The sequence below is a fragment of the Microbulbifer flavimaris genome (assembly GCF_001641755.2).
GTDB classification, from domain to species: domain Bacteria; phylum Pseudomonadota; class Gammaproteobacteria; order Pseudomonadales; family Cellvibrionaceae; genus Microbulbifer; species Microbulbifer flavimaris.
Window position 1 is genome coordinate 587,886 of record NZ_LRFG02000001.1, and the last position, 25,792, is coordinate 613,677.

Here is a 25,792-nt window from a genome sequence, read left to right on the forward strand (position 1 = left end):
GGGTGTGCTGACGGATTAAGTACTGCAGCTCTCCTCAGCCGGCTTCTTTACCGATTGAACCGGTTTCGCGATGTGCGGATAAAAATTCAGAATGCCGTCATCGATCGGCGATTCGAGAAGAATCCTGGCATCTTTCTCGTAGTCATTCATCAGCCGCCACGGGTATTTGCTGCCCTGTCGGGGTAGCAAATGATCGGCGCGGGCGACGTAACCGGACTTGAGTGCCGCCATCACGGACTCCTCCTCTGCGCACCCCTCCCGGTCGATGGGAATAAAGACGCCCTGGTTGGTGGCTTTCATATGGTTCAGAAGGCGGGCGATATAGTCTGCTGACAGGTCGGCCTTGAGGGTCCACGCGGCGTTGGTGTAACCGAAGACCCAGGCCATATTGGGCACGCCCTCCATCAATACGCCTTTGTAAGTGAGGCGACGGTTGATCGGAACCGGCTGGTTGTCCACCTTGAGCGCCATGCCCCCGAGTACCTGGACTTTGAGGCCGGTCGCCGCCACCACGATATCGGCTTCCAACTCAGTGCCGTCCTTCAGCTGTACGCCCCGCTCGGTGAAGGTCTCGATCTCGGCAGTGACCACCGAGGCCTTGCCGCTCTTGATTGCATCAAAAAGGTCACCATCCGGAACGGCGCAGAGGCGCTGGTCCCAGGGCTTGTAGGCGGGGGAGAAGTGGCGCATATCGAAATCTTCTCCCATGGCCTTGTGGACACCCCGCAGCATCAGTTTGCGGGTGAGGGAGGGCCAGCGTTTGGCTGCCTTGAAAATCCAGCGGTGCAGCTTGATATTGCGCTTACGCGCCATGCGGTAAACCCAGCGCTCCGGCAGCCATTTTTTCAGGAAGGCAGAAACTTTATCCTCGGCGGGGACCGATAATACGTAGGTGGGTGAACGCTGCAGCATGGTGACATGCTCCGCTTTATCCGTCAGGGCAGGGACCAGGGTAACGGCTGTTGCGCCGCTTCCAATGACCACGACCTTCTTGCCCGCATAGTCCAGGTCATCCGGCCACTGCTGCGGATGAATCATCTGGCCGCCGAACTGCTCTGTGCCCTTGAACTCGGGCAGGTAGCCCTGTTTGTAGTCGTAGTAGCCGGTACAGGAAATGAGGACGTCACAGGTGTAGGTAACGGGGTTACCGTTCTGAATGCCCTGCAGTTTCCAGTGGCCCTGAGAGCTGTCCCAGTTCGCTTCCTGCAGGTCGATGCCAAAGTGAATATGCCGAGTGACGTCAAACTCGCTGGCCGTATCGGCGATATAGTTGCGAATGGACTCACCATCGGCGAGTACCTTCAGCCCGTTCCACGGCCGGAAGCTGAAGCCAAAACTGAACATGTCGGAATCTGAACGAATACCCGGGTAACGGAACAGGTCCCAGGTGCCACCAATACGCTCCCGCCGTTCCAGAATCGCAAATTCACGCTCGGGGCTTTTCTGGCGCAAGTGGCACGCGGTACCGATGCCCGACAGGCCGGCACCGATGATCAGGGTATCGAAATGCTGCGGTTTCATGGGATTGGGCGGACTCCGTTTCACTATTGTTGTTTTATCGTCACGGATACCTTAATGGATCTTTCAGCGGGGGAGTAGCGACTTCGACCTTTCTCGCCATTTCGTTCTGACCGATTGGTCAGGTCAGTGGCGCAGCTGCTTACGCCGCTGAAGGGGGGAGCAACCGAACCAGCGCTTGCAGGCACGGCTAAAGGTGCTCTGCTCACTGTAGCCGAGCAGGGCCGCCACCTGGATCAGGGGCATCTCCTGGTTACTGAGCAAATCATCGGCGAGGCGCTGCCGCACGCTGTCCAGAATCCTTTCAAAAGATTTACTGTCGGCGGCAAGTTCCCGCTGCAAGGTGCGCGGATTGAAACCCAGCTGAGCAGCAATGGTGTTCAGGCTGCAGTTCCTTGTTGGCAACAGGTTCTCGACTATTATCTCGACCTGAGTGCCCAGGTCGAGGGTGTAGTCTGCGAGTACCTCGCGGGTGAAACGCCTGAGCAAACGACGTAATTCCTGGCTGGGCGGGTTCAGGGGCTTGTTCAGGTCACTGCTGTTCACCAGAAATCCATCCTGCTGCTGCTCGAAGAGGACCGGCGCCTTGAAGAAGTCGGTGTAACGCTGTGCGGGAATGGCAGTGGGAAAACTGAAGTAAACCTCCACGGGCCGAAAACCCTTTCCGCACAGGCTGTACATGATATTTCTCAGGACACCAACTGCGTGCTCAAGCCCTGAACGGTAGCGTGGCAGCGAGGGGTCGTTGTGGTAAAGGATCAGTGACTTTCCGGAGCTGACTTCACGCCGTACCCGCAGGTTGGCAGTTGGTGAAAACCAGTGCAGGCGCTCGCTGATCCGTTCTAGCGCATCACCCACCGATGAAGCCGTCAGTGCCACAGCGGCAACGGGCCCGAGGATATACAAATCCTGCCGCTCCGCGAGCCTCAGGCCAAAATCCCTGCAATGTAATTCTCGGGTGGCGTTCTCCAGCGCGATGATTTCCGCTCGATGGGAAATCACGCCCTCGAGGTTGGAGACGGCCTCCGGTTCCAGAGCGCTTTGCCGCAACAATTCCTCAGGGGAGCCTCCAAGTTCGTCTACCAGGTCCCAGTAACCTGATAGTGACGTTGTCTTGATCAGTGCGGCCATCGGAATATTGGTTGGTATTGCGCGTGGAGAAAAACCATTGCCTGACACCTCCAACAGTTTGCCGGTGGATTGCATTGCATAAGAGTTGAGTGCCCTGGGCCGGCCTCTCCGGGCAGGTCAGCAACCCTTGTCCATTGGGTTTTTACGGGCAGGTGTTTCACGGGTTAGTGCAGCAATTGCTTGCGGCGTTGCATGGGTGTGCAGCCGTACCAGCGTTTGCAGGCGCGACTGAAGGTGCTCTGTTCAGAGTAGCCCAGTAAGGCGGAAACCTGCACCAGCGGCATTTCATACTCAGCCAGGTAGGAATCGGCCAGAGAGCGCCGGGCTTCATCCTGCATCTTTTCAAAAGACAGCCCCTGGGCGGCCAGCTGCCGCTGCAGGGTGCGGGGTGTAAAACCCAATTGCTGTGAGACAGTCTCCAGGCTGCAGTTGTGAGTCGGCAGCAGACTCTCGATCAGGTGCTCCACCTGATAGCCGAGGTTCAGTGAATGATCTGTCAGCACCTCCTCAGTGAACTGATCCAATATCGCATGCAGGTCGCTGCTGTTTCTCGCCACGGGCGTATGCAGATCCCGGGTATGCAGCAGCAGGGCATCCATGGCCTGGCGAAACTTTGCCGGGCAGTGGAAAACCTGCTGATAGCGGCTTTGCGGCAGGGGGGACTGGAAGCTGAAGCGGACTTCGATCGCATGGAAGTCATCGCCCGTCAGCCGGGAGAGGATATTGTGAAGTACGGCAAGAGCCTGCTCGTAGTAGTGCCGGTAGCGCGGCATGGTGGAATTGACCTCAAAGCTGAGCAGGGATTGTCCCGGAGTTGGGCCCTGTTGCAGCCGCAGGGTGGTACCCGGCGAAAACCAGTGCAGGTAATCAATGATTTTCTCCATCGCCTCCCCGGCTGTGGTGGCGGTGAGGGCAACTGCCGCGAGGGGACCGAGCAGGCTGATGCTTTGATGCTCCCCAAGGCGCAGGCCAAAATCCTGACATTGCAGGGCTTCAGCGGCTCTTTCAATGGCACAGATCTCCGCCCTGTGTGAGATCACTCCCTCCAGGTTCGCAATCTTTTCCGGTGCCAGGTGGCATTGCTGCAGAATGTGGCCTGGATCACCACCCAGGGTCTCCACCAGTTCGTAGTAGCCGGCGAGAGCAGACGTCTTGATCAGTGTGCCCATTCAACTATCCATTGGAATCCGCGGCTGTTGTGGCCGAGCGGCTCATTCACTTAGTGAAGTATAGAATCAACGTGAACCGGTGGGTCACTGGCCTGCAGCCCTGTATTTGCCGGCTGTTGCCGCGAGCTGCGGCTCTCGGGTGGTGTAACGCCCCGGAGCCGAGTCAAGTGGCCCGGCTATTGCCGGGAGGCATTGGAGTGCAGTCGTCGCTCGTAGTGTTCCGCCTTGGTTCTGTTGCCCACCTCGCGGTTGAGAGAGATAAGAGCAGACAGTATCTGGGGGTCGTGGGGGAAGCGCTGCAGGCCTTGCTCGAGCGTGGCCAGTGCCGCGTCGGTCCTTCCCGCGGAATGCTGGCCAATGGCATACACATAGATGAAGTGGGCGGGGCTGCTGTCACTCTCTGCCGCCAGTCTCAAAAACTCCAGTGCTTCTTCATTGCGCTGCTGGCGGACAAGGGACAAGCCCAGTGAGTGCTGGACCAGCGCTTTCTCAGTCACGCGATCCAGGGCGGTGTATAACAATCTCTCTGCATCCTGCTCGCGCCCGTTTGACCGGTACAGCTCTGCCAGGTTTACGTACGCAGGCGTAAAGTGTGGCGCGATGCTTAGCGCGCGTCGGTAGAATAACTCCGCCTGCTCGAGGTTGCCTTTCTGCTGGTGGACAGATGCCAGGTTGGTTAATGACTCAGGGCGATCGCTGTTGAATTTCTCTGATGCCAGATAATTGCTGACGGCATCGTTGAATCGCTTCCGCACCTGATCGGGCAGGCGCTCTGGTGGCGTAGAGACGATGGCATTGGCTGCGAGGGCTTCGGTGACGCGCTTGCCCTCGTAAAGCAGCGGGATGGCCAGGGCTGGCTGGATCTGCTCCGGGGCAAGGGGTATTGATTTTGCCAGGCCAAGATTCAGCAGCTTTTCGTCACCCTGGGCGATCACCTGGAGCAACTGTGCGGATTGTTGAGACAGGTAGCGCGGTAACAGGCCGACAGCCGTGGCGCGGGCAATAGCCGGCTGTGAGTCATCGGCAATCAGGGCCATCAACTGGGCTTCAGCGCCGGGCAGGCCGTGTCGTCCGGCAAAGATCGCCTCTCCAAAATGCGGCTCAAACGGCTTTCCAAACTTTTCTTTCAGTACGCTGGCAGCCCACTGGTTCGGCTTGTCAGTGTGGCAGCCGGTGCACGCATTTGGTGACTGCAGACGGTCGGAGAGGTCCGGCCGTGGTATCCGGAAGCTGTGGTCCCGCCTTGCATCCACCTGCATATAGGTCTTGGCTGGCATATGGCAGCTGACACACTGGGAACCGGCGGATTCCGGCGGGTGAAAGTGATGCTCGGCGGTGTCAAACCGAGCGGGCATATGACACTGAGCGCATACCCCATTGCCCTCAACCCGTAATTCCAGGCTGTGGGGATCGTGGCAGTTACTGCAGGTCACCCCGGCAGCGTGCATCTTGCTCTGCAGGAAAGAGCCGTAAACGAAGACCTCATCGTTGATCTGCCCATCGGCATGGTAGAGCCCGGCATCCAGTAGCGACAGGTTGAAGTGATCCAGCACGGCGCTACCGGCTTTAGCCCCGGGGAAAGCCGTGGCACGCCTTGAGTGGCACTGGGCACAGGTCTCGAGCTCTGCCTGGGTCTCTGTCTCTGCTGCTAACCGGGCGATTCCTGTGTCGTGATCCATGGACCAGAGTGCGGTCTTACGCTTGGCGTAGGAAACAGGGAAACCGAGATCCGGCGGGCGCGTGGAAGAGGAGCGCGTAGGGGATTTTGCCCATTCCACATGATCGGAACCGGGCCCGTGGCAGGCCTCGCAGCCCACGTCCATCTCCGACCAGGTTGTGTCATAGGTCTGACTGGTGAGATCGAACCCTTTTTGCAGATTGGTCGAATGACAATCCGCGCACATGAAGTTCCAGTTGTAATTGAGCCCGGTCCAGTGCAGTTCGTCACCGGCCTTGATGTGCTCATCCGGGTTGAGGTGGAACCAGCGCTGCCCTCCGTCTGCCTTGTCGCGGCTGTCCCAGGCCAAGCTCAAAGCCTGCAGCCTGCCTCCGGGGAATTCCACCAGGTACTGCTGCAGGGGGTGGACGCCAAAAGTGTAAGCGATGGGGTAGTCATGCAGCTGGCCGTCGGGGCCATCGGTGCGGACAAAGTAACGGTCATCTCTGGTGAAAAAGCGCGAGGTGGTGCCGAAGTATTCGAACTGCGTATCCTCAAAATTACCCAGGACGGTTTTGTCACTGGCGACCTGCATGGCCAGGTCGTGGTGAGAGTCTCGCCAGCGATCGTATTCACCCTGGTGGCAGGTAGCGCAGGTTTTTGCACCGACAAACTCGGGCGCTGGTTTAGCTGCTGGCTCGACCGATGCGAGCTGACCTGCATCGACAGGCGGTTGCGATGGAGCACCGCTGGCAGCTGATAACGCTGCTGCCGTTTCATTGCTTGGGGCCTGACTGTTTCGATCACAGCTCGGGAGCAGGATGAAACAGAGCAACAGGATGAGAATACGCTGGGTACTGAGCATTGTGAGACCGCGTATTTGACCAGACCGGCACCGCTGGGTAAGCGGAGCTATGCCTGGGGGTCGATTGGCTTATTTTTAGCGAATGGTAAGTATAGGTTACGCCCTGTTGCTGTTCTGCCGGGAATGGAGGTTTTGGCGCCATAAAAGGAGTGCAGGACTGGTTGTAGCAGTTATCGACCTGCCCGGTAAAGCTGGTGGAGAACTGCTGCTACAGTGAAAGCAGGCGCCTGTGAACTTGCACCCTGTGTTCGAGTTGTACCAGCCAGCAGGGATACCTCATGATGGTGAACCGCTTCACTTATTGGTCTCTCCTCCTCCTTTTGTTGACCTGCATCGGTAGCATGGGCCCGGCGTGGGCTGCAGATCCGTTGCCGTCCTGGAATGATGGTAAAGCCAAGCAGGCCATAGTGTCCTTTGTCACAAGGACTACCGGGGAGGGCAGTCCTGACTTTGTGCCCCCTGAACAGCGCATCGCCACCTTCGACAATGACGGCACGCTCTGGGCAGAGAAACCGATCTATACCCAGTTGCTCTATGCCATCGACAAAGTAAAGGAAATGGCGCCGCGCCACCCTGAATGGAAACAGAAGGAGCCCTTCACTTCGATCATCGAGGGTGACACCAAAAAGGCACTGGAGGGTGGCAAGCCGGCCTTGATGCAACTGATTGCTGCGACCCATACGGGCATCTCCGGCGAGGAGTTTCACGACAGCGTCAGGCAATGGCTGTCCACCGCCCGGCACCCAGAGACCAATAAACCCTATACCGAGATGATTTACCAGCCAATGCTGGAGCTGCTGAATTACCTGCGGGCTAATGGGTACAAGACATTTATCGTTTCCGGCGGCGGCATCGACTTTCTACGTGCTTTTGCCGAGAGCACCTACGGCATCCCACCGGAGCAGGTGGTGGGTAGCAGCCTCAAAGCCTGGTATGAAGTCCGTGATGGCAAGCCAGTGATTGTCAAACTTCCCGAGGTGAACCTGATCGACGACAAGGCCGGCAAACCGGTGGGTATCTACCAGCATATCGGGCGTCGACCTGTATTCGCGTCGGGTAATTCCGATGGGGATTTCGAAATGTTGCAGTGGACTACAGCCGGCAGTGGCCCACGTTTCGGCCTTCTTTTACACCATACTGATGACCAGCGAGAGTGGGCCTACGATCGAGAATCCCATGTCGGTCGACTCGATAAGGCCCTGAAGGCGGCGTCGAAGGAGGGCTGGACGGTGGTCGACATGCACGATGACTGGAAGGTGATTTTTCCCTGGGGCGATCGTTGAGAGTGCTGGTCTATCCTCAATCAAATCCCGAGGAAATTTCCGGTTAGGCTGTCTGCCCCCCCCCGGATATGTCTTAGGAAAGGCAGGCATTGTGGAGGAAATGATGTACCGATCTCCGTTGCGTGGGCTCTTGTTGCTGCCCATCATATTGACACTTTTTTATCACGGCGCTGCTCAAGCGCAGTCGAAACCGAATATCCTCGTTATTTGGGGGGATGATATCGGGGTCTGGAACATCAGCCACAACAGTCGCGGCATGATGGGCTACATGACACCCAATATTGACCGCATTGCGCAGGAAGGGCTGGCTTTCACCGATTACTATGGCCAGCAGTCCTGTACGGCGGGGCGCGCTGCCTTTCTGGGCGGTAATGTTCCGGTCCGCACCGGTATGACCAAAGTGGGTCTGCCCGGCGCAAAGGAGGGCTGGCAGGAAACCGATGTGACGATTGCTACTGTCATGAAAAGTCAGGGTTATGTCACGGGCCAGTTCGGCAAGAATCATCAGGGGGATCGGGACGAGCATCTGCCGACCAATCACGGTTTCGATGAGTTCTTCGGCAACCTGTACCACCTCAACGCCGAGGAAGAGCCGGAAAACCGGGACTATCCGAAGGACCCTGAATTCAGAAAAAGGTTCGGACCGCGTGGTGTGATCAAAGCCACCGCTGGCGGAAAAATCGAGGATACCGGTCCGCTCACCAAAAAGCGCATGGAAACTATCGATGACGAGACGGTAGCAGCTGCCATCGATTTCATCCAAAGGGCGCACAGGGCCAAAAAACCATTCTTTGTCTGGTGGAATGCCACCCGGATGCACTTCCGTACCCATGTGAAGGAGGAGCACAAGAACCTGGCGGGACCGAAAAGCAACGAGTACCAGGATGGTATGGTTGAGCACGACCAGCATGTCGGAAAGCTCCTGGAGACTCTCGACAAGCTGGGTATCGCCGACAATACCATCGTTTTCTACTCCACCGACAATGGACCCCACTTCAATACCTGGCCGGACGCGGGTACTACTATTTTCCGTAGTGAGAAAAACTCGAACTGGGAGGGTGCCTACCGAGTCCCCGCATTCGTCCGATGGCCGGGAAAGTTCCCCGCCGGAAAGACACTCAATGGCATTGTCTCTCATGAGGACTGGCTGCCAACACTAGCCGCTGCGGCGGGCAATACCGATATCAAGCAGCAGCTGCTAGATGGCGTAAGACTGAATGGGCGTAAGTATCGCAATTACATTGACGGCTACAATATGCTGGACTATTTCACTGGCAAAGTGGACGAGTCTCCTCGCAAAGAATTTGTCTACGTCAATGACGATGGTCAGATTGTGGCGCTGAGATACAATCCCTGGAAAGCCGTGTTCCTGGAAAATCGTGGCAAAGCCTTTGGTGTCTGGCGCGAGCCCTTTACCGAGCTGCGTGTACCCTTGCTTTTCCACCTCCGTCGAGATCCTTTAGAAAGAGCACAGAATAACTCCAACACCTATGATGACTGGTTCCTGGATCGCGCATATGTTCTGGTGCCAATGCAGCAGTTTGTCGGCAAGTTCTTTAAGACCATGCAGGAGTATCCTCCCAGCCAGACGCCGGGGTCCTTTAACCTGGAGAAGATTCAGAAGCAGCTGGAGGCTGGCGCTTCTGGTAGTAATTGATTGACATATCGGATTTGCTGAAAAGCCCTGCTTAGCAGGGCTTTTTTGTTGCGGATGTCCCGTCTTGAATCTCAGGCATCGATACGGCCCTCGATGGTGTGGTGTCTTCGGTTACTGGATCGCTCCGAGTTGGTACAGTGAAGTCACTTTGGGTGCTGGTGATACAGGCACTCTTTGTTTGCTTCCTGGGTATGCTGTAGCTGCGGACTGCAAAGCTAAATAATGAATGAACAATCAGTTATTCGTCGGAATACCCGGCTCCGGATTTTGGCTTGATGTAGCGGGGCACGATGCCCTGGATCTTGGCTGCTTCCAGGATCATCATTTCTATCCAGCCTGCATCCATCACGTTCATAAACTCATCGTTCTCATCGAAGTTGATGTTGACCCCATGGACCACCATTATCATATCCGTTGGCTCAACATTGGTTTCCGGTGTATGTAGTTGATGAACGGATCCACCCGGCTCAAACAGGTAGCAACCCGCGGTCTGCTTCTGGTCCGGGTATTCCAGGTAGTACCAGCAGCCAGAAATGGTATAGAGGTGTACAACCCCGGTATGAAAGTGTCTGGGGAGCGTGACTCCCGGAGCAAAGAGAACGCGTAATACCCAGACACCATTTTCAGGATCAAGGAACAATGGATGGATGTTTACTCCCGGCAATACATTCTCGATTACGGGCAGTTTGTCCGTATCGATAGTGAGCAGGAAGTCCTGATGGTTTATCGGTGATGGTAGCGTCATTTTGATACCTCCAACGCACGCCTGTCCCGCTTACTTCGTATGGGCACTTCAAACTTTATAGTTCAGGGCTTACTCGCGCTTGGGTGTTGCCTCCAGGCCTCCCGTACGCCAGGGCTCTATGATCACCTTGACATGGGAATTCGGCTGCATGAGGGTTTCGAAGGCCTGCCCGACACCGTCGATACCAACCTTGCCAGTTAACATTGCGCGCCAGTTAAACTTGCCGTCGGCGATGGCTTTGAGGCACTCGGCGAACTCTTCGGGCGAGTAGTAGTAGGAGAAAATAATGTCCAGCTCCTTTACCGTTGCAAAGGCGAAATTGACCTGCGTTTCCGACGTGTGGACCCCAGTGATTACCAGACACGCTTTCTGTGGCGCCCGCTCAATGAAGTTTCTGAGCAGCTGGTGAATGCCAACACACTCGAAAATTACCAGACGCCCGCCTTCAAGGAGTGATGAGGCGAGTTTAATTTCATCATCTTCCTTTGGGTTGACGGTCTGTGTTGCCCCGAATTCAAGCGCCAGTTGGCGGGACGCGTCCTGGGGGTCTGAAGCGATGATATGCTCGATACCGCGCATCTGCAGCGCAGCGATGGTCGCAAGGCCAATAGGACCGCATCCGGCCACCAGGGCGACGTCGCTCGGCGTAATTGCGGAGCGGTTGACCGAGTGCAGACCAACTGCCAGAGGCTCAGTCGTAGCTGCGGCCTCGGCTGAAACACCCTCCGGAAGTTCCAGCATCAGGTCTTCATCGACAAGGAAATACTCAGAGTAGGCACCACTGACGCCTGGGGTCACGCCGATACCCACTCCATTGTTTGTCATCAGAAATGGCACACTGGTAATACGTGTACCGATTGGTAGTTTGCCACTTGTTTCCGGACCGTACTCTACGACCTCCCCGCTGAATTCATGCCCGAGCATGATGTCTACATCGTTGCTTTGGTCGGGATCCATGACACCGAGGCTTTTGTATAGGCTCAGGACATCTTCGGTGTGGCGAGTCAGGTGAAGGTCAGAACCACAGATGCCGCAGGCGAGGGATTTGACTAGCACCTGTCCCGGACCGGGAATTGGCCGATCGGTTTTTTCCAGCTGAATCTTGCCATTACGCAAAATGACGGACTGCATGGTGCTCATTGGGGTTAATCGCTCTTGACGGAGTTACGTTGACCTGACAGTAATCTGTCAGGTCAACTTGCGGTGCTGGTCAGTGCTGGTGTAGTCCTCGCTTCACTGCTTGGACTTGTTGATAAACTCCTCAACCACATTGGACATATCGAAACTCTTGCCACCCTGTACGGGCGGGTACTCCTTCAGCGACTGCAGATGCTGCTGCATCAGTATGCCCATGGGCTGGATCAGCCAGGAGACTTTCTGCAGCAGGTGGCCGTAGGCGTCCGTCGAATCGTAGCTCTCATAGGGGTCCATGCGCAGGTTGAATACCAGTGGCACTGTGCGTGGTACCAGGTTTGCGTAATAGTCCTCCTTGGTGGAGAAATGAAACTTCCACGGGCCCATGCGGATGGCGGTCAGCTTGCTCTCGTAGTAGTAAAAGATATGGTTACGGGCGGACTTCTCAACTTCTGCTGTCCAGTAGGGCAGGTTGTTGACCCCGTCGATGTACTGTTTTTTCTCCTCCCGCATCTGCTCTACGACATCGTCGACACCTGCCGCCGTGGCGAGGGTCGTAAACAGGTCCTGGTGCCCCTGAATGCCATTGAGCTCCCTTCCGGCCGGGATCTTGCCGGGCCAGCGGGCCATCATCGGTACCCGCACTCCGCCCTCATAGGTGCTCATTTTCTCGCCACGGAAGGGAGTGGTGGCGCCGTGGGGCCAGCTAGAATGCTCGGGGCCATTGTCTGTTGAATACACCACGATGGTGCTGTCGGCCAGCCCCTTCTTGTCAAGCCAGTCCAACACCATGCCGATGTCATGATCGTGCTGTAGCATCCCGGCACCGTGGTAGTCGGCCTCGCTGGTGTACTTCTCTACCTCGCGCAGCCACTTGTCATCGATACGGGTATAGAGGTGCATGCGGCTGGTATTGAGCCACACAAAGAAGGGTTCGCCATCATTGTTGGCCTCTTCCATAAATTCCAGGGCGCGGGGGATGACTTCCTCGCTATCGAAGTTTTTCATCCGTTCCCGTGTGAGGGGACCGGTGTCCTCGATCTTCTGTTTGCCAACCACACCGAAGCGGGGATCTTCAGTGGAGTCCATCTTGTCGGTGGCAACGGAGTGAATAACGCCACGGGTACCAAACTTACTCTCGTAGGTCTCCAGGTCGCCGGAGAAAGCCTCGCCAAAGTTCTGGTAGTCTCTCTGCTCGGCCTCTTCCTGGGTATTGAGGTGATACAGATTGCCAAAGAACTCATCAAAACCGTGAACAGTCGGCAGGTGCTCATTACGATCACCTAAATGATTCTTGCCAAAGTGACCAGTCCGATAGCCAACCTTTTTCAGCACTCTTGCCAGGCTCGGTGACTCTTGCTGCAGCCCCAGGGAGTCGCCGGGCTGCCCCACGGTAGTCATTCCCGAGCGAATCGGGTACTGACCCGTAATGAATGCTGCCCGTCCGGCGGTACAGGAGGGTTGGGCATAGTGGTCGGTGAATATCGCGCCCTCATTGGCAATCCGGTCAATATTTGGAGTCCGGTAACCCATCACGCCCTGCTCGTAGGCCGACAGGTTCGTCCAGCCGATATCGTCGCCCCAGATCACCAGAATATTGGGTTTGCCACCCTTTACCGGTTTGGCGGGGCTGACGGGCTCATCGCGCCTGGCCTGAGCATTGCTCTCCCGGCTTGTACTGGCCTGTCGCGCCTCACTGCCGCTTGCGTTTGCATTTTCCTGGGCGCTCGGTGCAGGGGAGCTGTTGCTCTCAGCTTTTTGCTCGGCGTCGCCTTCCTCCGCGCAGCCGATCATCAGCAGACAAAAAATCAATGTGAAACGTAACGCTTTCACGGTGCTTCTCCCGGTGAATGGAAATCTTTAACGAACTTTTCCTTATGAAATCATAGGAGCTGGAGAGACAGGCAAGGAAGAATGGCGTGTCACACGGCAGTGTAATCATCGCGAGGATCAATATTCTCGAGCAGTAGTCGTCCCTTGCTCCCCATGGTCCCGGGATTGCCTATGCTCCTAGTCGCAACAGAGACTTATTGAATAGTTGGAATCATGGCCCAGGGTTCAAAAAAAGCGGTTCTCTCCGCCATCTGCGTGAATGGCATCGTTACTGTCCTGAAAGGCATGGCGGCACTTGCCACCCATTCGGCATCAATGATGAACGAGGCGGTGCACAGCCTGATGGACACCCTCAATCAGGTGTTCCTTCTGGTGGGGTTGATTCGCGGCGGGCGCCCGGCGGATCAGACCTATGCCTTCGGTCATGGCCAGAAGAAGTACCTGTGGAACCTGTGGAGTGCGATCGGGCTCTTTTCCATCGGTTGCGGGCTCGGCCTTGCCCACGCCTGGCACGCATGGCACCAGGTGGGTGTGGTGGAGCGGCCGACTCAAGTGTCGGTGCTGGGCCTGGAAATTGCCCCGATCTGGATCTCCGCCGTGGTCCTGTTCATCGCACTGATTCTCGAGGCCTATGTGTTGTACGTGGCGGCGAAGGAATTCCTCAGCCGCATGCGTGCAGAGGGCATGCGCAATCCATTTCGCTACTTGCGTCAGGCAGATGATCCCACGTTGATTGCGGTGCTGCTGGAAGACAGTATCGCGGTCACAGGTGTACTGCTGGCAGCCACGGGCATCACCATGACCCAGCTCACCGGTGACAAGAGCTGGGATATCGGCTTCTCGGTGATTATTGCCCTGATGCTTGGCGTCACCGCCATTTTCCTCGGCATGATCAATATGCGTTTCCTGACCAGTATCCGCGATGTAAGTGCCGAGCAGGCTTTCCAGGAGATCTGTAAGGGGCACCCGGAGATCGAGCGCTTCCACGATGTGCGCTCGATCATCGTCGACGAGACGCACACGGTAGTGGTCGCCGAGGTTGAGCTGCGCGAGGAGCGCCTCATCGGTGACCTCCGCAAGCGCATCGATGCTCACGAGGAGGCGCTGTTGGCGCGGGTGCCGGAAGAGCGGCTGAACCACGCAGTGCGTGAATACGTGGAGACCCGGGCGGTGATCCAGGCGACACTGGAGCGGACGGAACGGGTCATCGATGAACTGGAAAAAGAGCTCAAGGAGCGCTGCCGCCAGGTCTTTCACCTGACAGTGGAGGTGGAGGGCATAGCGCCATCACCCGAGCTGGACACCCCGGAAGAGTTGTTATCCTGACCGCCCCCGTGTAGGCTGCGCGCGTGCGCACACGAAGGGATTTCGCGCAAATTTGCGAGAGATAACAACATTTCGTGACTGCTTTGGGCTCGTTGTTCCTCGGGCCGCAAGAACCCCTGCACAGACTCCATTAAAAAGAATTTTATGTCGCTGGATGGTGATTTCCGGCGAATTTTTCGTACATGTGAAGCGATGACCAACGAAGATAAACGTCCCCTCTACATCCCCCATGCCGGCCCCTCGCTGCTGGAAATGCCACTGCTGAACAAAGGCAGTGCCTTCACCCGCAAAGAGCGCCTTGAATTCAACCTGGTGGGGTTGCTGCCCAACAATGTCGAATCCATTGAGGAGCAGGCCCGGCGCGCCTACCACCAGTACCAGCAGTGCAAGACGGACCTGGACAGGCACATCTACCTGCGCGGTATCCAGGATGACAACGAGACACTGTTCTTTCGCCTGATCGAGGAACACATCGAGGAGATGTTGCCGATCATTTATACGCCCACTGTGGGCAAGGCCTGTGAAGAGTTCTCGAATATCTACCGCAACCACCGCGGTCTGTTCGTGTCTTACCCCGACCGCGAGCATATGGACGATATCCTGCGCAGTGCCACCAAGGACAATGTAAAGGTGATCGTGGTCACTGACGGCGAACGCATCCTTGGCCTCGGCGACCAGGGTATCGGCGGCATGGGCATTCCTATCGGCAAGCTGTCGCTCTACACCGCCTGCGGCGGCATCAGCCCGGCCTACACCCTGCCGGTAACACTGGATGTGGGCACCAACAACCGCACACTGCTGAATGATCCCATGTATATGGGCTGGCGCCACGAACGTGTGTCCCAGGAAGAGTACGATGAGTTCGTGGCCGAGTTTATTGCGGCCTGTAAACGTCGCTGGCCCAAGGTGCTGGTGCAGTTCGAGGACTTCGCCCAGACCAATGCCATGCCGTTGTTGGAAAAATATCGGGACGAACTGTGTTGTTTCAATGACGATATCCAGGGCACTGCCGCGGTCTGTCTGGGCACGGTGCTGGCCGCCTGTAAAGCCAAGGGCGAGAAGCTGAGCCAGCAGCGTGTGATGGTGGTCGGTGCCGGTTCTGCCGGCTGCGGTATCGCCGAGCAGATCGTGATGGCCATGGTGGAGGAGGGTATCACTGAGGCGGAAGCTCGGGAGCACCTGCTGATGTTTGACCGCTATGGCCTGGTAACACAGGACATGAAAGGTCTGCACAACTTCCAGGCGCGCTGGGCACAGGACCCGGAAAAGTACCCGGGTGTGAGCGAGTGGGACCTGTTGCAGCTGGTCAAAAACACCAAACCCACCATCATGATTGGCGTGTCCGGCCAGGGCGGTCTGTTTACCCAGGAAGTGATTGAGGCCCTGCACGCCGGTTGCCCGCGCCCGCTGGTACTGCCGCTTTCCAACCCCACTTCCCGTGCCGAGGCCACGCCGCAGGAGATCCTGACCTGGACCCGTGGCGAGGCGTTGGTGGCTACCGGCAGCCCGTTCGCGCCGGTGGAGCTGGACGGCAAGGTTTATCCCATTGCCCAGTGCAATAATGTGTACATCTTCCCGGGCGTAGGGCTGGGGGTAATCGCTGCCGGTGCCAACCGGGTGACCGACAATATGCTGATGGCCGCCTCCAATGCGCTGGCCGAGCACGCGCCGGTCGTGAAAAAGGGGGAGGGCGCGATGCTGCCGGACCTCGGCAATATCCGCGAGATCACCAAGTACATTGCACTCAAGGTGGGGCTGCAGGCCCAGGAAGACGGTGTCGCACCCGGCGTGACCGAGGAGAAGCTCAGTGCATCCATCGAGCGCAACTTCTGGTATCCGGGTTACCGCAAGTATCGCCGCCGCTCTTACTGATCGGTTCCAAGAACGCCTGCTCTCAAGGGGCGAGGCTGCTGACAAAGCTCAGCTGCCAGTGATTAAGACAGAGTGCCAGGACTCGCATTTCGAAACCGTCGGGTACAGGACGTACCCGACGGAGCTACAGGGACGTTTTTATGCGTTTGCGAAATGCGGGTCCTGGTGCTCTGTCGCCACCGCACCAGAATAAAATAGTTGGTGGGTTTATGAATACTCTCGCCCGCTTCCAGCGGGCGTTTTTGTTTCTGTGGACTGAATATGGCCGGCCCTTGTAAGTGCCCGTCTTAGCAAAATCGAGCATGTGCAGAAGAAGGTACCGGGCAGGGCGCGACTGAAGTAGGCAACGAGCTTGGCTCTCTTTCCCGGGATGATCATCCACTTGCCCGCATCCAGGCCCGCCAGTATCTGATCACAGGCCGTATCCACGTCCAGCGAACCGGCCACCTTGCGCAACTCCAGAGACAGGGGATGGGCATCCTGCCTCTCCCGTGCCACCATCGGCGTGCGCACTTCCGCGGGGCAGATGCAGCTGACGTGAATACCCAGAGGCAGCAGTTCAAAGCGCAGGGTGGTTGCCAGTCCCACGACGCCAAACTTCGATGCTCCATAGGCCGCGTAACCATAGTTACTGGTGAGCCCGGCCAGTGAAGCGATCAGTGCGAGCCGCGTGCCGGGCTGCAGGAAGGGCACCACGGCGTGGGCAAAATGAAAGCTGCCATTGAGGTTTACCTCGACTACCCGATGGAAATCTTCTGGCTCCAGGTCGGTAAAGGCCCGGTTGACCAGGATGCCGGCGCAGTTGATTGCGAGATCTGGCGCGCCGAACGTGTCGACGGCGGCCGAGATGGCTTGCTGTACCCGCTCCAGTCTGGTGATATCTACCGGGAAAAACTCCCACTTTCCCGAGCCGCCTCTTACCGCATTATCGAGCTGTTCGAGACGATCCGGGTCGAGCTCCAGATCCAGAATTGAAACCCGGCTGCCCCGGCGCAGCAACCGCAGTGCGATGCCAAATCCGAGACCGCTGCCGGCACCGCTAATTAGCGCGTGTTTCCAGTTTTTCATTTTGCCTCCGTGCAGTTCTGCTCTCCGGCAAATGCTGATGGTGTCCGGTGCATGTCTTCGATGAGAATTAGCTGCAGCTTCAAAACACCCAATTGTCTGGACGTTATCGGGACTTCCAAAAGCGGGGCCGATTCCGGGGCAGGGCCCTGCTTTGGGGACTGAGGGAGCTACTGTTGGCGTTCCTCGATCTTCACGCCATCTGAAATTCGTTCACTCGGGTGAAGAACCAGCGTCTCGCCCTCTCTGACCCCCTCTAACACCTCTGCCTGCAAGCCGTTATTTTTTCCAATCTTAACGGTTACCCTTTCGGCCTGGCCACCGGTTACGCGAAAGATGGCCCACTCGCCCTGGTGGCGGAACAGTGCCCCGGTAGGCACCTGCAAGACGTCTTCCCCACGCCATACCCGGATTGCGGCGTCGACCCGGTAACCGTGGCCCAGTCGTGACCAGCGCTCTCGCGGGTCGGTGAAGTCGATGATGACGTTGACTCGTTGCTCCTCGATACCGAGGGCGGAAATTTTGGTAAAGCCGAACGGTTCAACCAGGCGCACACGGCCAATCAGCGGCTTCTCTCCCCCCCAGCTGGTGAACTCTACTGGCGCACCCGGCTCTACCTGCACCGCATCGCGGGAGAGTAAATCGACCACGACTTCCAGCTCGGCCGCGTTGCCGATCTCAACCAGGCGGGTACCGGCGACCACGACGCGTTCACTTTCCTGCTGTAACCGCAGCACCCGACCGCTGACCGGCGCTTTAACCTGGACGATGTCCTCAGGATCACTGGCACTGCCCGGTTCCGGAGCAATCAACTGGGCCCGCGCGTTGTCGACATCGCCGGCCCGGGCCCGCTCTGCCGCCTTGGCGGTATCGACTGCCGCTTCGGCACTGTCCAGTGCCAGCTCAGCCCGCTCCAGTTCAGAGCGGGAGACATAATCTTTTTTTGCCAGTGCCCGAATGCGTTTGACATCGGCGCGGGCAAAGGCGAGGCGAGCCTCGGCGTCCCGTCGCTCGGCGCGTGCGAGGTTCAGCGCGGCCTCGGCACTTTGAATTGCCGCCAGGGCCTGGGTGCGGCCGCGCTTGTCCAGAAAGCCGGGGCTGGTGGGGAGCAGCTCCGCCAGCAGCGTTTCGTCAGCGGAGACCTGATCACCCACTTCCCGGTTGATACGCAGCAGGTATCCGGTCACCGGCGCCGAGACCACGTAGACGTCGTGCACCCGGGTATAGCCCTCGTCGCGCACGCGGACCTCCAGGGGCCCGCGGGTTACCTGTGCCAGGTCGACTGGAACCGGGTCGGGAAGATAGGCGTACACGAAGAACATCACCAGTGCGCCGAGCAGGGCACCGGTAATGATTCTTCGAAGCAGCTTTTTGCGCATATCACTCCCGGGTTTTCAGTACTGCGATCAGATCGAGGTGATCGATTCGCCGGCGGACCAGCAAGCCCGAGCCGATCGCAGCCAGAACGACGACCAGAGCCGCGTAGCCGTAGGTAGAATCACTGATCACCAGCGGAATACGAAACAACTCGGTATCAAATGACTGCACCAGTAAAGCCGCCAGCAGAAAGCCCAGCAGGGCACCCAGCGGCAGGGCCAATACCGTGAGTAACGCCAGTTCTCCCAGCAGAATATAGGAAACCTCGCCGCGGGTAAGTCCCAGCACCCGTAGGCTGGCCAGTTCGCGGCCCCGCTCTGAAAGGGAAATACGCGCGTTGTTATAGACAACGCCCACCGCAATCAGGCCCGCGAACAGCGTGTTGAAAAAGACAAAGGTGCCAAGGCTGTCCTGCAGGGTGTCGTAGAAGGCATTCTGTGCCTGCTCCTGCAGGCTGACGCCGGAAACAACCGGGGTATTTTTCAGGGACTCGTAAAGCGCGTCGGTTTGGTCGGGGTCCACCAGCAGGTAGGCACCAGAGACGGCGCTGTCCTCCTTGAGCATACGGTTCAGCGCGTCCAGGTGCATGTAGGCAGTGGTGCCCATGTAGGTTTTGACGATGCCGCTGACCACCATATCCAGCTCCGGCCGTCGTCCGGTTCGCACCTCCACCCGCAGCAGGTCCCCGGTACCGATATCGAGAAGCTCCGCCAGCTTGTCCGACAATATCAGCCCGTGTTTCGGTAGCGGGACCGGCCTGAGCTCTGTATCGACGATCCTGCTGAGCTCTGGCCGAGCCTCCATTCCGAGAATTGCCTCGCGGCGCACATAGGGCCCGTTGCGCAACACCACCGGAATGGCGCGAAAGGGTTCTGCCGTCATTACGCCGGGTGCGTGCAAGACATCCTGAATGGCGCGTTTGTTGCGGGGTTCGACAAAATTGACGGTGACATCCTGGCGGTCGATGACGTTAAAGCTGACATCCACCATGTACATCATGGCGTCCATGGAAAAACTGGCGCCGATCAGCAGTCCCATGGACATGGCGATGCCCAGTACGGTCATGGCGGCGCGCTTGGGCCAGCGGTAGATGTGCCGGAGGATCATCCTGCTGGGCTGGTCCACCCAGGGTGCCAGTCGCTCCAGCCACCGCGCCGCACGACTGTAATCGGGGGGTGGGGGCGGTACCATGGCGATGGCCGGTTCCAGTTGCATCACCCGTCGCACTGAAGAGGCGGTACCGACCCCGGCCACCAGCAGGCTGAAGCCGATCGACACCAGGTAAATGTCCGGTGGGGGGCGAAACAGCAGAAATGGGAACTTGAAGAAGTCCTGGTACATATTGGCCAGCCCACGGCCCAGCCAGAGCCCGAGCAGGATACCGATCACCACACCGAGCAGGGTGATCAAACCAATCATCTTCAGGTAGTGCCTGGCGACGTCTCCATTGCTGTAACCGAATGCCTTCAGAAGGCCGATCTGTTCCCGCTCCGTGTCGATCAGGCGGCCCACGACCACGTTGAGCAGGAATGCCGCAACCAGCAGAAATATGGGGGGCAGGATGCGGCCAATGGTCTCGAGCTGATTGATCTCGTTGGTCAGGAACTGGTCCGAAATCTGCTGGTCACGCCCATAGGCACCGGTGGCACCGTAGCGTTTCAGTAGGCTGTCCAGCCGCTGGATCAGTGCATCCTCGTCGGTCCCCGCGGAGGTTAAAATGACCGCCTCGTTGAAAGCGCCGTCCAGGTCGAACGCGTTTGCCACGGCGTCCCGGTTCATCCACAGGACACCAAACCGTTTTTTGTCCGGGACGATCTCCCCCGGTGAAATTGCATAGACGTATTCAGGCGAGAGCACGATGCCCGTTACCGTCAGGCGCTTCTTGGTGCCGTTCAGGATGGCGTGGAGGTGATCACCGGGTTCCAGTTTGTGGGCCTCGGCGAAGGCATCCAGGACCAGCACCTCTTCCTCATGCTGAGGATCGAAATAGCGGCCCTCATGCAGCACGATATCGTTGATATGCGGCAGCGGAAACGGTGGCAGGGACTGGATTTCTCCTGTGATGGGCGCAGCGGCGCCGGCGACATCGAGAATCACCCCGGCGCGGATACGGGTCTCTGCACGCCGCACACCCGGCAGTGCCGTGATCTCGTCCAGCAGCGCATTGGGAGCGCGCTTTACCGGCGCGACCACGTCCGCAAAACGGTAGCGCTCATAATAAGCACTTCGGGTTTCCGCCAGGGAGATCAGCATGCCTTTGGACATCACATACATGCCGATACCGCAGCCGATCACAACGGCGATCGCCAGTGCCTGGCCCTTGATGGCCCAGAGGTCCCGCACCAGCTTGCGGTCTAATGGGAGCAACCAGTTAATCCACATATGCCGGTATTTCCCGATGTGGTGGCTTGTGGCCTGCTGCTGGGCAACTGGAGCTGACCAGGGGAGCCTGGGGTGCCCGGGATGGCATCATCGGTCTTCCTTACCAGCTCAATGCCGAGGGTTCGCAGGGCGCCTCGTTGATGCGGCTTTCCTGTATCTGGCCGTCCGCCATATGTAGAACCCGATTGGCCATGTCCGCGATTCCTGCATTGTGCGTAATTACCATGGTGGTGGTGTTCAGCTCCCTGTTGACCCGTGCGATCGCCTCCAGCACCACGATACCGGTCTTGCTGTCGAGCGCACCGGTGGGCTCATCACAGAAAAGCACATTGGGTTGTTTGGCGATGGCGCGGGCGATGGCGACCCGCTGCTGTTCGCCACCGGACAGCTGGGCCGGAAAGTGGTGGATGCGCTGCTCGAGCCCCACCAGTTTCAGGGCCTGTTCCGGTTCCATCGGGTTGCTGGCGATCTCGGTCACCAGGGCCACGTTCTCCCGCGCCGTCAGGCTCGGGATCAGGTTGTAGAACTGGAATACGAATCCGACATGTTCGCGGCGGAATTGCGTCAGGTGGCGGTCGTCGAATGCGGTCAGTTCCTCATGGTCGAAATAAACGTGTCCCTCGGTGGGTGAGTCCAGTCCCCCAAGAATATTCAGCAACGTGGATTTTCCGCTGCCGGAAGGGCCCAGCAGAACCACCATCTCCCCGCGCGGTACCTCCAGATCAACACCGCGCAGGGCGAAGACCCGGGTATCGCCGCTGCCGTAGACCTTGGTCAGTCCCTCGGCGCGGAAAGCGGGGTAATCCTTGTTTTTCATGGTGTGATCAATATAGCTGCTGCCGCCGTGTACCTGGCACTGCCGCCTTTCAAAGCCGCCGCCAGCTGTGCGGTGTCAAGGGGTGGCCGGCCAGAAAAATATGACTGCGAGCCCAGCAAAAAAAGGTACCGTGAAGAACAGCAAGACACGGGAGAACAGGCGTGCTCCACCCAGCATGCCGGCGGCTCCCGCCTTGAAGACCATGTTGGCCAGCGTTGCGATGATCATCGCCCGCCACGCCGTATCCACTGACAGTTTGCCCTGGTTGGCGAGATTGGCGGTGGACAGCGTAATGGCATCCACGTCTGTAAAACCCGAGATCAGCGCAACCACGTAGATGCCCTGGTTGCCGAAGTAGTCCTTGGCGGCGGCAATCGCCAGCAGAACCAGTGCATACAGGCCACCGAAAATCAGCGCTGGCGTCAATTCCGCGGGGTTGCCGTGTTCGGGCATCTGGTATTCCTGCTCACCGATAAAGTGATATCCGAGAGCGCAGATCACCAGGCTGACAATCAGAAGCGCAGCGAGGGGTGGTATAAACTCCACCACGATTTTGGGTGCGACCACCGCTATCTCCACGAACATGCGTACGAAGATGGTGGTGGAAGCAATCAGAATGACCAGTGCCGCAAGGTCGGAGATGCCGGGCGTTTCCCGCGCGCGCCGGGCATAGCTGACCGTGGTGGCGGTCGAAGAAATCAGCCCGCCGATGATGCCGCTGAGCATTGTGCCCGCACGGGCGCCCACCAGCTTGTAGGCCGCGTAGCCGCCGAGGCCAATGCCAACGATCAGCACCACAAGCAGCCAGATCTTGAAAGGGTTCAGCACACTGTAAGGCCCGAAGGTCTGGTTGGGCAGTACCGGGAGAATAATCAGGGATATCAGTGCGAACTGCATGATTGCCCGAAGATCCTTCTCGGGAAGCTTTTTGGCAAACTTGTGCATGCTCGGTTTGAGGTGGAGCAGGATGGCGATTGTCCCGCCGAGTGCCACGGCGACGGCCTTGTCTCCGATGACAAGAAAAACACCGATCAGGTACATCATGAGGACGGAAATTTCCGTCGTAACGCCACTACTTTCCTTTTCGCCGCGCAGACGTTCCAGGTTTCCAAGCAGGATCAAGACTGTGATACAGACGATGCCGATAGCAAGCAGCCATGGCCACTGGTAAATCTGGGTGAGGCGTCCTGTCAGGGCGCCAAAGAGGGCAATCAGCGGAAAGGTACGTATACCCCCGAGCCTGTCGGTGCTGCGTTCACGCTGCAGGCCAATTAAGAGGCCCAACCCCAGGGCGATTCCGAAAGCGATCAGGGTTTCGGGATCAGCAAAGTCCTGAAGGGGCGTTGCAGGGTACTCCTTGGCAGCGCTTTCATCTCGCATGTAGAGCTAACTGGGCTGGGCGGCTTTGTTACTGTTATGAATTCCTCTTAACAAAGTAGTCAAAAAAACGCCCGGGCAACCGGGGGAGGGGAGAAGGGCTGAGCGACATCAACCCTCGTAACGGATTTCCACTACGTAGTAGGTGATCCACTCCTCGCCGGTTTTCAGGTCCACCTCGTCGTCAAGTCGCCGGCCGAGAAGGCGGCGGGCCACCGGTGAGTCCATGGAGATCAGGCCCCGCTTTACATCGAACTCGTCCGGGCCGACGATACGATAGGTGAGGGTGTTTCCTTTCTCATCCTCCAGGTCGACCCAGGCGCCGAAGAAGACTTTCTCGCGGTCTTCCGGGATGCGGTCGACCACCGTCACTTCCTCGAGTCGCTTGGTGAGAAAGCGCACGCGGCTGTCGATCTCACGCAAGCGTTTCTTGCCGTAGATATAGTCCGCGTTTTCAGAGCGATCCCCCAGCTTTGCCGCCTCACTGACAGCATTGGTGACGCGCGGGCGCTCCTCTTCCCACAGCTGTTTGACCTCGGCGCGCATCCGCCGGGCACCCTCGGGGGTGATATAGCGGGAGCCGCGCGGGCGGGGCGGTCTCCATCTTCCCATGCCTCTGCCCATTGTTTACTCGTCCAGGTTGTCGATGGTGATGCCGGGGCCTGGTTCCGCCAGGGGGAAATCAAATATACGGCTGTAAAATTCCAGCTCGCCTTCCAGCGCCATCTTGATGCTGTCGGCACCGCGGAAGCCATGCCCCTCATCGGGGAAAGTGATGTAGGCAACGGGAATACCCTGGCGGCGAAGTGCTTCCACCATGGCTTCGGCCTGGTTGGGAGGCACCACCTTGTCCTCCATGCCCTGGAAGAAGATTACCGGGCAGTTCAGCTGCTCCACATGGTTGATCGGCGAGCGGGCCCGGTATGTGTCCTCCGCCTCAGGCCAGGGGCCCACCAGCTTGTCCAGGTAGCGGGATTCAAATTTGTGTGTATCGCGCGCCAGTGTGGTCAGGTCGCCGATACCGTAATGGCTGGCGCCAGCCTTGAAGGTGCCGTGGAAAGTCAGGGCGGCGAGCACTGTATAACCGCCTGCGCTGCCGCCCTTGATCAGCAGGCGCTCGGGGTCGGCAAGACCCTTTGCCACCAGGTATTCCGCCCCGGCACAGACATCCTCCACATCCATGATGCCCCAGTTGTCGCGCAGCCGGTCCCGGTAGGCGCGGCCGTAGCCGGTGCTGCCGGAATAATTCACGTCGAGAACGGCGAAACCGCGGCTGGTCCAGTACTGGACTTTGAGATTGAGGCCGGCAGATGTCGCGCCGGTTGGGCCGCCGTGGCTGAGTACGATCAGCGGTGGGCGGTCGCCGTCGGGCGCCCTGAAGTTGGGATTCTGTGGGGGGTAGTAGAAGCCGTGCACGGTGCGCTCCCCGGCAGGGAACTCGATCGCCTGCGCGAGTGAAAAAGCGTCTTCCGGTAACTGGCTGCTGTTACTGCTGGCAACCAGTCCAAATTTTCCCGTGTGATCGTCAAAGCGCATCACCGCAGGGAAGCGGTCGCCCGCGGCTGCGATCATCACCCCCTTGTGGCTTTCGCAGTGCACGCTCTCGATATCGCAAAAAGGCTGTTCGATAACCCTGTGGCTGCCGTCTGCGAGATCAATGATGCCTAGCCGCCAGCGGCCATTTTCAGTAAAGGTGCACAGGATTTCGTCCGAGGTCAGAAAGCCGTAAGTGGACATGCCAAACACCCACTGAGGCGTGGCGAATTCCGCTTCCCGCTGCCAGAGTGGCTTTTCCTCACCGAGCCGGTAGAGGTTCCACCAGTTACTGCGGTCGGAGACATAAAACAGCTCACCTGACGGCGACCACTGCGGCTGAAATATCGACTCGTTGTTGCCACCGGCGACCATCTCCACAGCTGTTGGTTTTCCCGCTGCGTCCAGATCCGCCAGGCAAAGCTGGGTCGAGTCCCACGGCATGTCCGGGTGGAACCAGCGCAGGAAACTCAGCCGGTTACCATCGGGGCTCAGGGCCGGATTGGAGTAGAAGTCCGCTCCTTCGGCCAATACCTGTGGCGGTTGTGGTGTTTCACTGGTCAGGTCGATCGCAACGATACGTGCCTGCGCCTCACCATCACCGGCACAGGGCGAATAATCCTCCTGAACACAGAGCAGGCGGTTGCGGCGTCGGTCGAGGTGCAGGTCTGCATGGCGGAAGGGGCCTTCCGGTGTCAGAGGTTGCGGGGTATTTTCATGCAGACCCATACGGTAGATACGCTGGTCATCCGCCAGTACGAAGTAGACGACACCGTCAGTCACCAGGTAACTGGCGCCGCCGTACTCGTGGGCTTTGGAACGCACGCTGAGCGGCGATGGTGTGACATCCCGGCGATCTCCCCTGGAGGTACATTCCACCAGAACGGAACGGCCTTTCTCAGCCGGGCGTGACTCCAGCCAATAGAGATTGCCATCGGCGATGGTCGCTTCGCCCAGTCGCACACTGCCTGCTACGAGCAGGTCGGCGCTGATTGGCGATTTCCAGCTGCCGAATGGCACCTCGTTGACCATGGAATCCTGCATCTGGGAA

The 25,792-nt window shown here is 58.2% G+C and carries 18 protein-coding genes; 4 read left to right on the top strand and 14 right to left on the bottom strand.

The features are described from left to right. Positions 1–15 precede the first annotated feature (15 nt). The 4 genes from AWR36_RS02705 to AWR36_RS02720 form a co-directional block, all read right to left on the bottom strand. Positions 16–1,521, bottom strand: coding sequence for a flavin-containing monooxygenase (locus AWR36_RS02705; protein WP_067080527.1), 1,506 nt, complete (start codon positions 1,519–1,521; stop codon positions 16–18). Between the two features lie 123 nt (positions 1,522–1,644). Beyond that, the gene (locus AWR36_RS02710) at positions 1,645–2,649 is read right to left on the bottom strand and encodes an AraC family transcriptional regulator (protein WP_176491085.1); all 1,005 of its coding nucleotides are present in this window, start codon (positions 2,647–2,649) and stop codon (positions 1,645–1,647) included. A gap of 164 nt (positions 2,650–2,813) precedes the next feature. Continuing rightward, positions 2,814–3,818, bottom strand: a complete 1,005-nt coding sequence (locus AWR36_RS02715) for an AraC family transcriptional regulator (protein ID WP_067080532.1) — start codon at positions 3,816–3,818, stop codon at positions 2,814–2,816. A gap of 176 nt (positions 3,819–3,994) precedes the next feature. Further along, on the bottom strand, positions 3,995–6,340 hold the full coding sequence (locus AWR36_RS02720; RefSeq protein WP_141398459.1) for a multiheme c-type cytochrome: 2,346 nt from the start codon (positions 6,338–6,340) through the stop codon (positions 3,995–3,997). Positions 6,341–6,747: 407 nt separating this feature from the next. On the opposite strand from AWR36_RS02720, the gene AWR36_RS02725 reads away from it, so the two are divergent. Beyond that, entirely contained in the window at positions 6,748–7,623 is an 876-nt protein-coding gene (locus AWR36_RS02725) for an HAD family hydrolase (RefSeq protein ID WP_231745219.1), read from the top strand. Between the two features lie 100 nt (positions 7,624–7,723). Then, entirely contained in the window at positions 7,724–9,280 is a 1,557-nt protein-coding gene (locus AWR36_RS02730; protein WP_231745248.1) for an arylsulfatase, read from the top strand. Positions 9,281–9,518: 238 nt separating this feature from the next. Here AWR36_RS02730 and AWR36_RS02735 read toward each other — a convergent pair whose 3' ends face one another. The 3 genes from AWR36_RS02735 to AWR36_RS02745 all read right to left on the bottom strand — a co-directional run bounded on the left by AWR36_RS02735 (position 9,519) and on the right by AWR36_RS02745 (position 12,992). Beyond that, on the bottom strand, positions 9,519–10,025 hold the full coding sequence (locus tag AWR36_RS02735) for a 2,4'-dihydroxyacetophenone dioxygenase family protein (protein WP_067080537.1): 507 nt from the start codon (positions 10,023–10,025) through the stop codon (positions 9,519–9,521). 69 nt (positions 10,026–10,094) lie between these two features. Then, entirely contained in the window at positions 10,095–11,165 is a 1,071-nt protein-coding gene (locus AWR36_RS02740) for a zinc-binding dehydrogenase (protein ID WP_067080539.1), read from the bottom strand. 93 nt (positions 11,166–11,258) lie between these two features. Beyond that, positions 11,259–12,992, bottom strand: coding sequence for an arylsulfatase (locus tag AWR36_RS02745; protein ID WP_231745220.1), 1,734 nt, complete (start codon positions 12,990–12,992; stop codon positions 11,259–11,261). A gap of 213 nt (positions 12,993–13,205) precedes the next feature. Between AWR36_RS02745 and AWR36_RS02750 the strand changes: the two genes are divergently transcribed. Together AWR36_RS02750 and AWR36_RS02755 are read left to right on the top strand one after the other, a co-directional pair. Continuing rightward, a complete protein-coding gene (locus AWR36_RS02750; protein WP_067080542.1) occupies positions 13,206–14,318 on the top strand; it encodes a cation diffusion facilitator family transporter in 1,113 nt (370 codons plus the stop codon). A 192-nt stretch (positions 14,319–14,510) separates the two neighbouring features. After that, positions 14,511–16,190 carry an NAD-dependent malic enzyme gene (locus tag AWR36_RS02755; protein ID WP_067081838.1) on the top strand — a complete coding sequence of 560 codons (1,680 nt, stop codon included), beginning with the start codon at positions 14,511–14,513 and terminating at the stop codon, positions 16,188–16,190. A 207-nt stretch (positions 16,191–16,397) separates the two neighbouring features. Here the strand turns inward: AWR36_RS02755 and AWR36_RS02760 are convergent, their stop codons facing one another. The 7 genes from AWR36_RS02760 to AWR36_RS02790 all read right to left on the bottom strand — a co-directional run bounded on the left by AWR36_RS02760 (position 16,398) and on the right by AWR36_RS02790 (position 25,785). After that, positions 16,398–17,258, bottom strand: a complete 861-nt coding sequence (locus AWR36_RS02760) for an SDR family NAD(P)-dependent oxidoreductase (RefSeq protein ID WP_067080546.1) — start codon at positions 17,256–17,258, stop codon at positions 16,398–16,400. 167 nt (positions 17,259–17,425) lie between these two features. After that, the gene (locus AWR36_RS02765) at positions 17,426–18,634 is read right to left on the bottom strand and encodes an efflux RND transporter periplasmic adaptor subunit (protein WP_067080557.1); all 1,209 of its coding nucleotides are present in this window, start codon (positions 18,632–18,634) and stop codon (positions 17,426–17,428) included. Position 18,635: 1 nt separating this feature from the next. Continuing rightward, positions 18,636–21,014: an ABC transporter permease gene (locus AWR36_RS02770; RefSeq protein WP_067104445.1), complete on the bottom strand. Its 2,379-nt coding sequence runs from the start codon at positions 21,012–21,014 to the stop codon at positions 18,636–18,638. A gap of 100 nt (positions 21,015–21,114) precedes the next feature. After that, positions 21,115–21,831, bottom strand: coding sequence for an ABC transporter ATP-binding protein (locus AWR36_RS02775; protein WP_067080561.1), 717 nt, complete (start codon positions 21,829–21,831; stop codon positions 21,115–21,117). Between the two features lie 75 nt (positions 21,832–21,906). Next, on the bottom strand, positions 21,907–23,211 hold the full coding sequence (locus AWR36_RS02780) for an MgtC/SapB family protein (RefSeq protein WP_082679346.1): 1,305 nt from the start codon (positions 23,209–23,211) through the stop codon (positions 21,907–21,909). Between the two features lie 108 nt (positions 23,212–23,319). Next, entirely contained in the window at positions 23,320–23,820 is a 501-nt protein-coding gene (greB, locus tag AWR36_RS02785; RefSeq protein WP_067080570.1) for a transcription elongation factor GreB, read from the bottom strand. Positions 23,821–23,835: 15 nt separating this feature from the next. Beyond that, positions 23,836–25,785 carry a S9 family peptidase gene (locus AWR36_RS02790; RefSeq protein ID WP_082679347.1) on the bottom strand — a complete coding sequence of 650 codons (1,950 nt, stop codon included), beginning with the start codon at positions 25,783–25,785 and terminating at the stop codon, positions 23,836–23,838. Between the last annotated feature and the right edge of the window lie 7 nt (positions 25,786–25,792).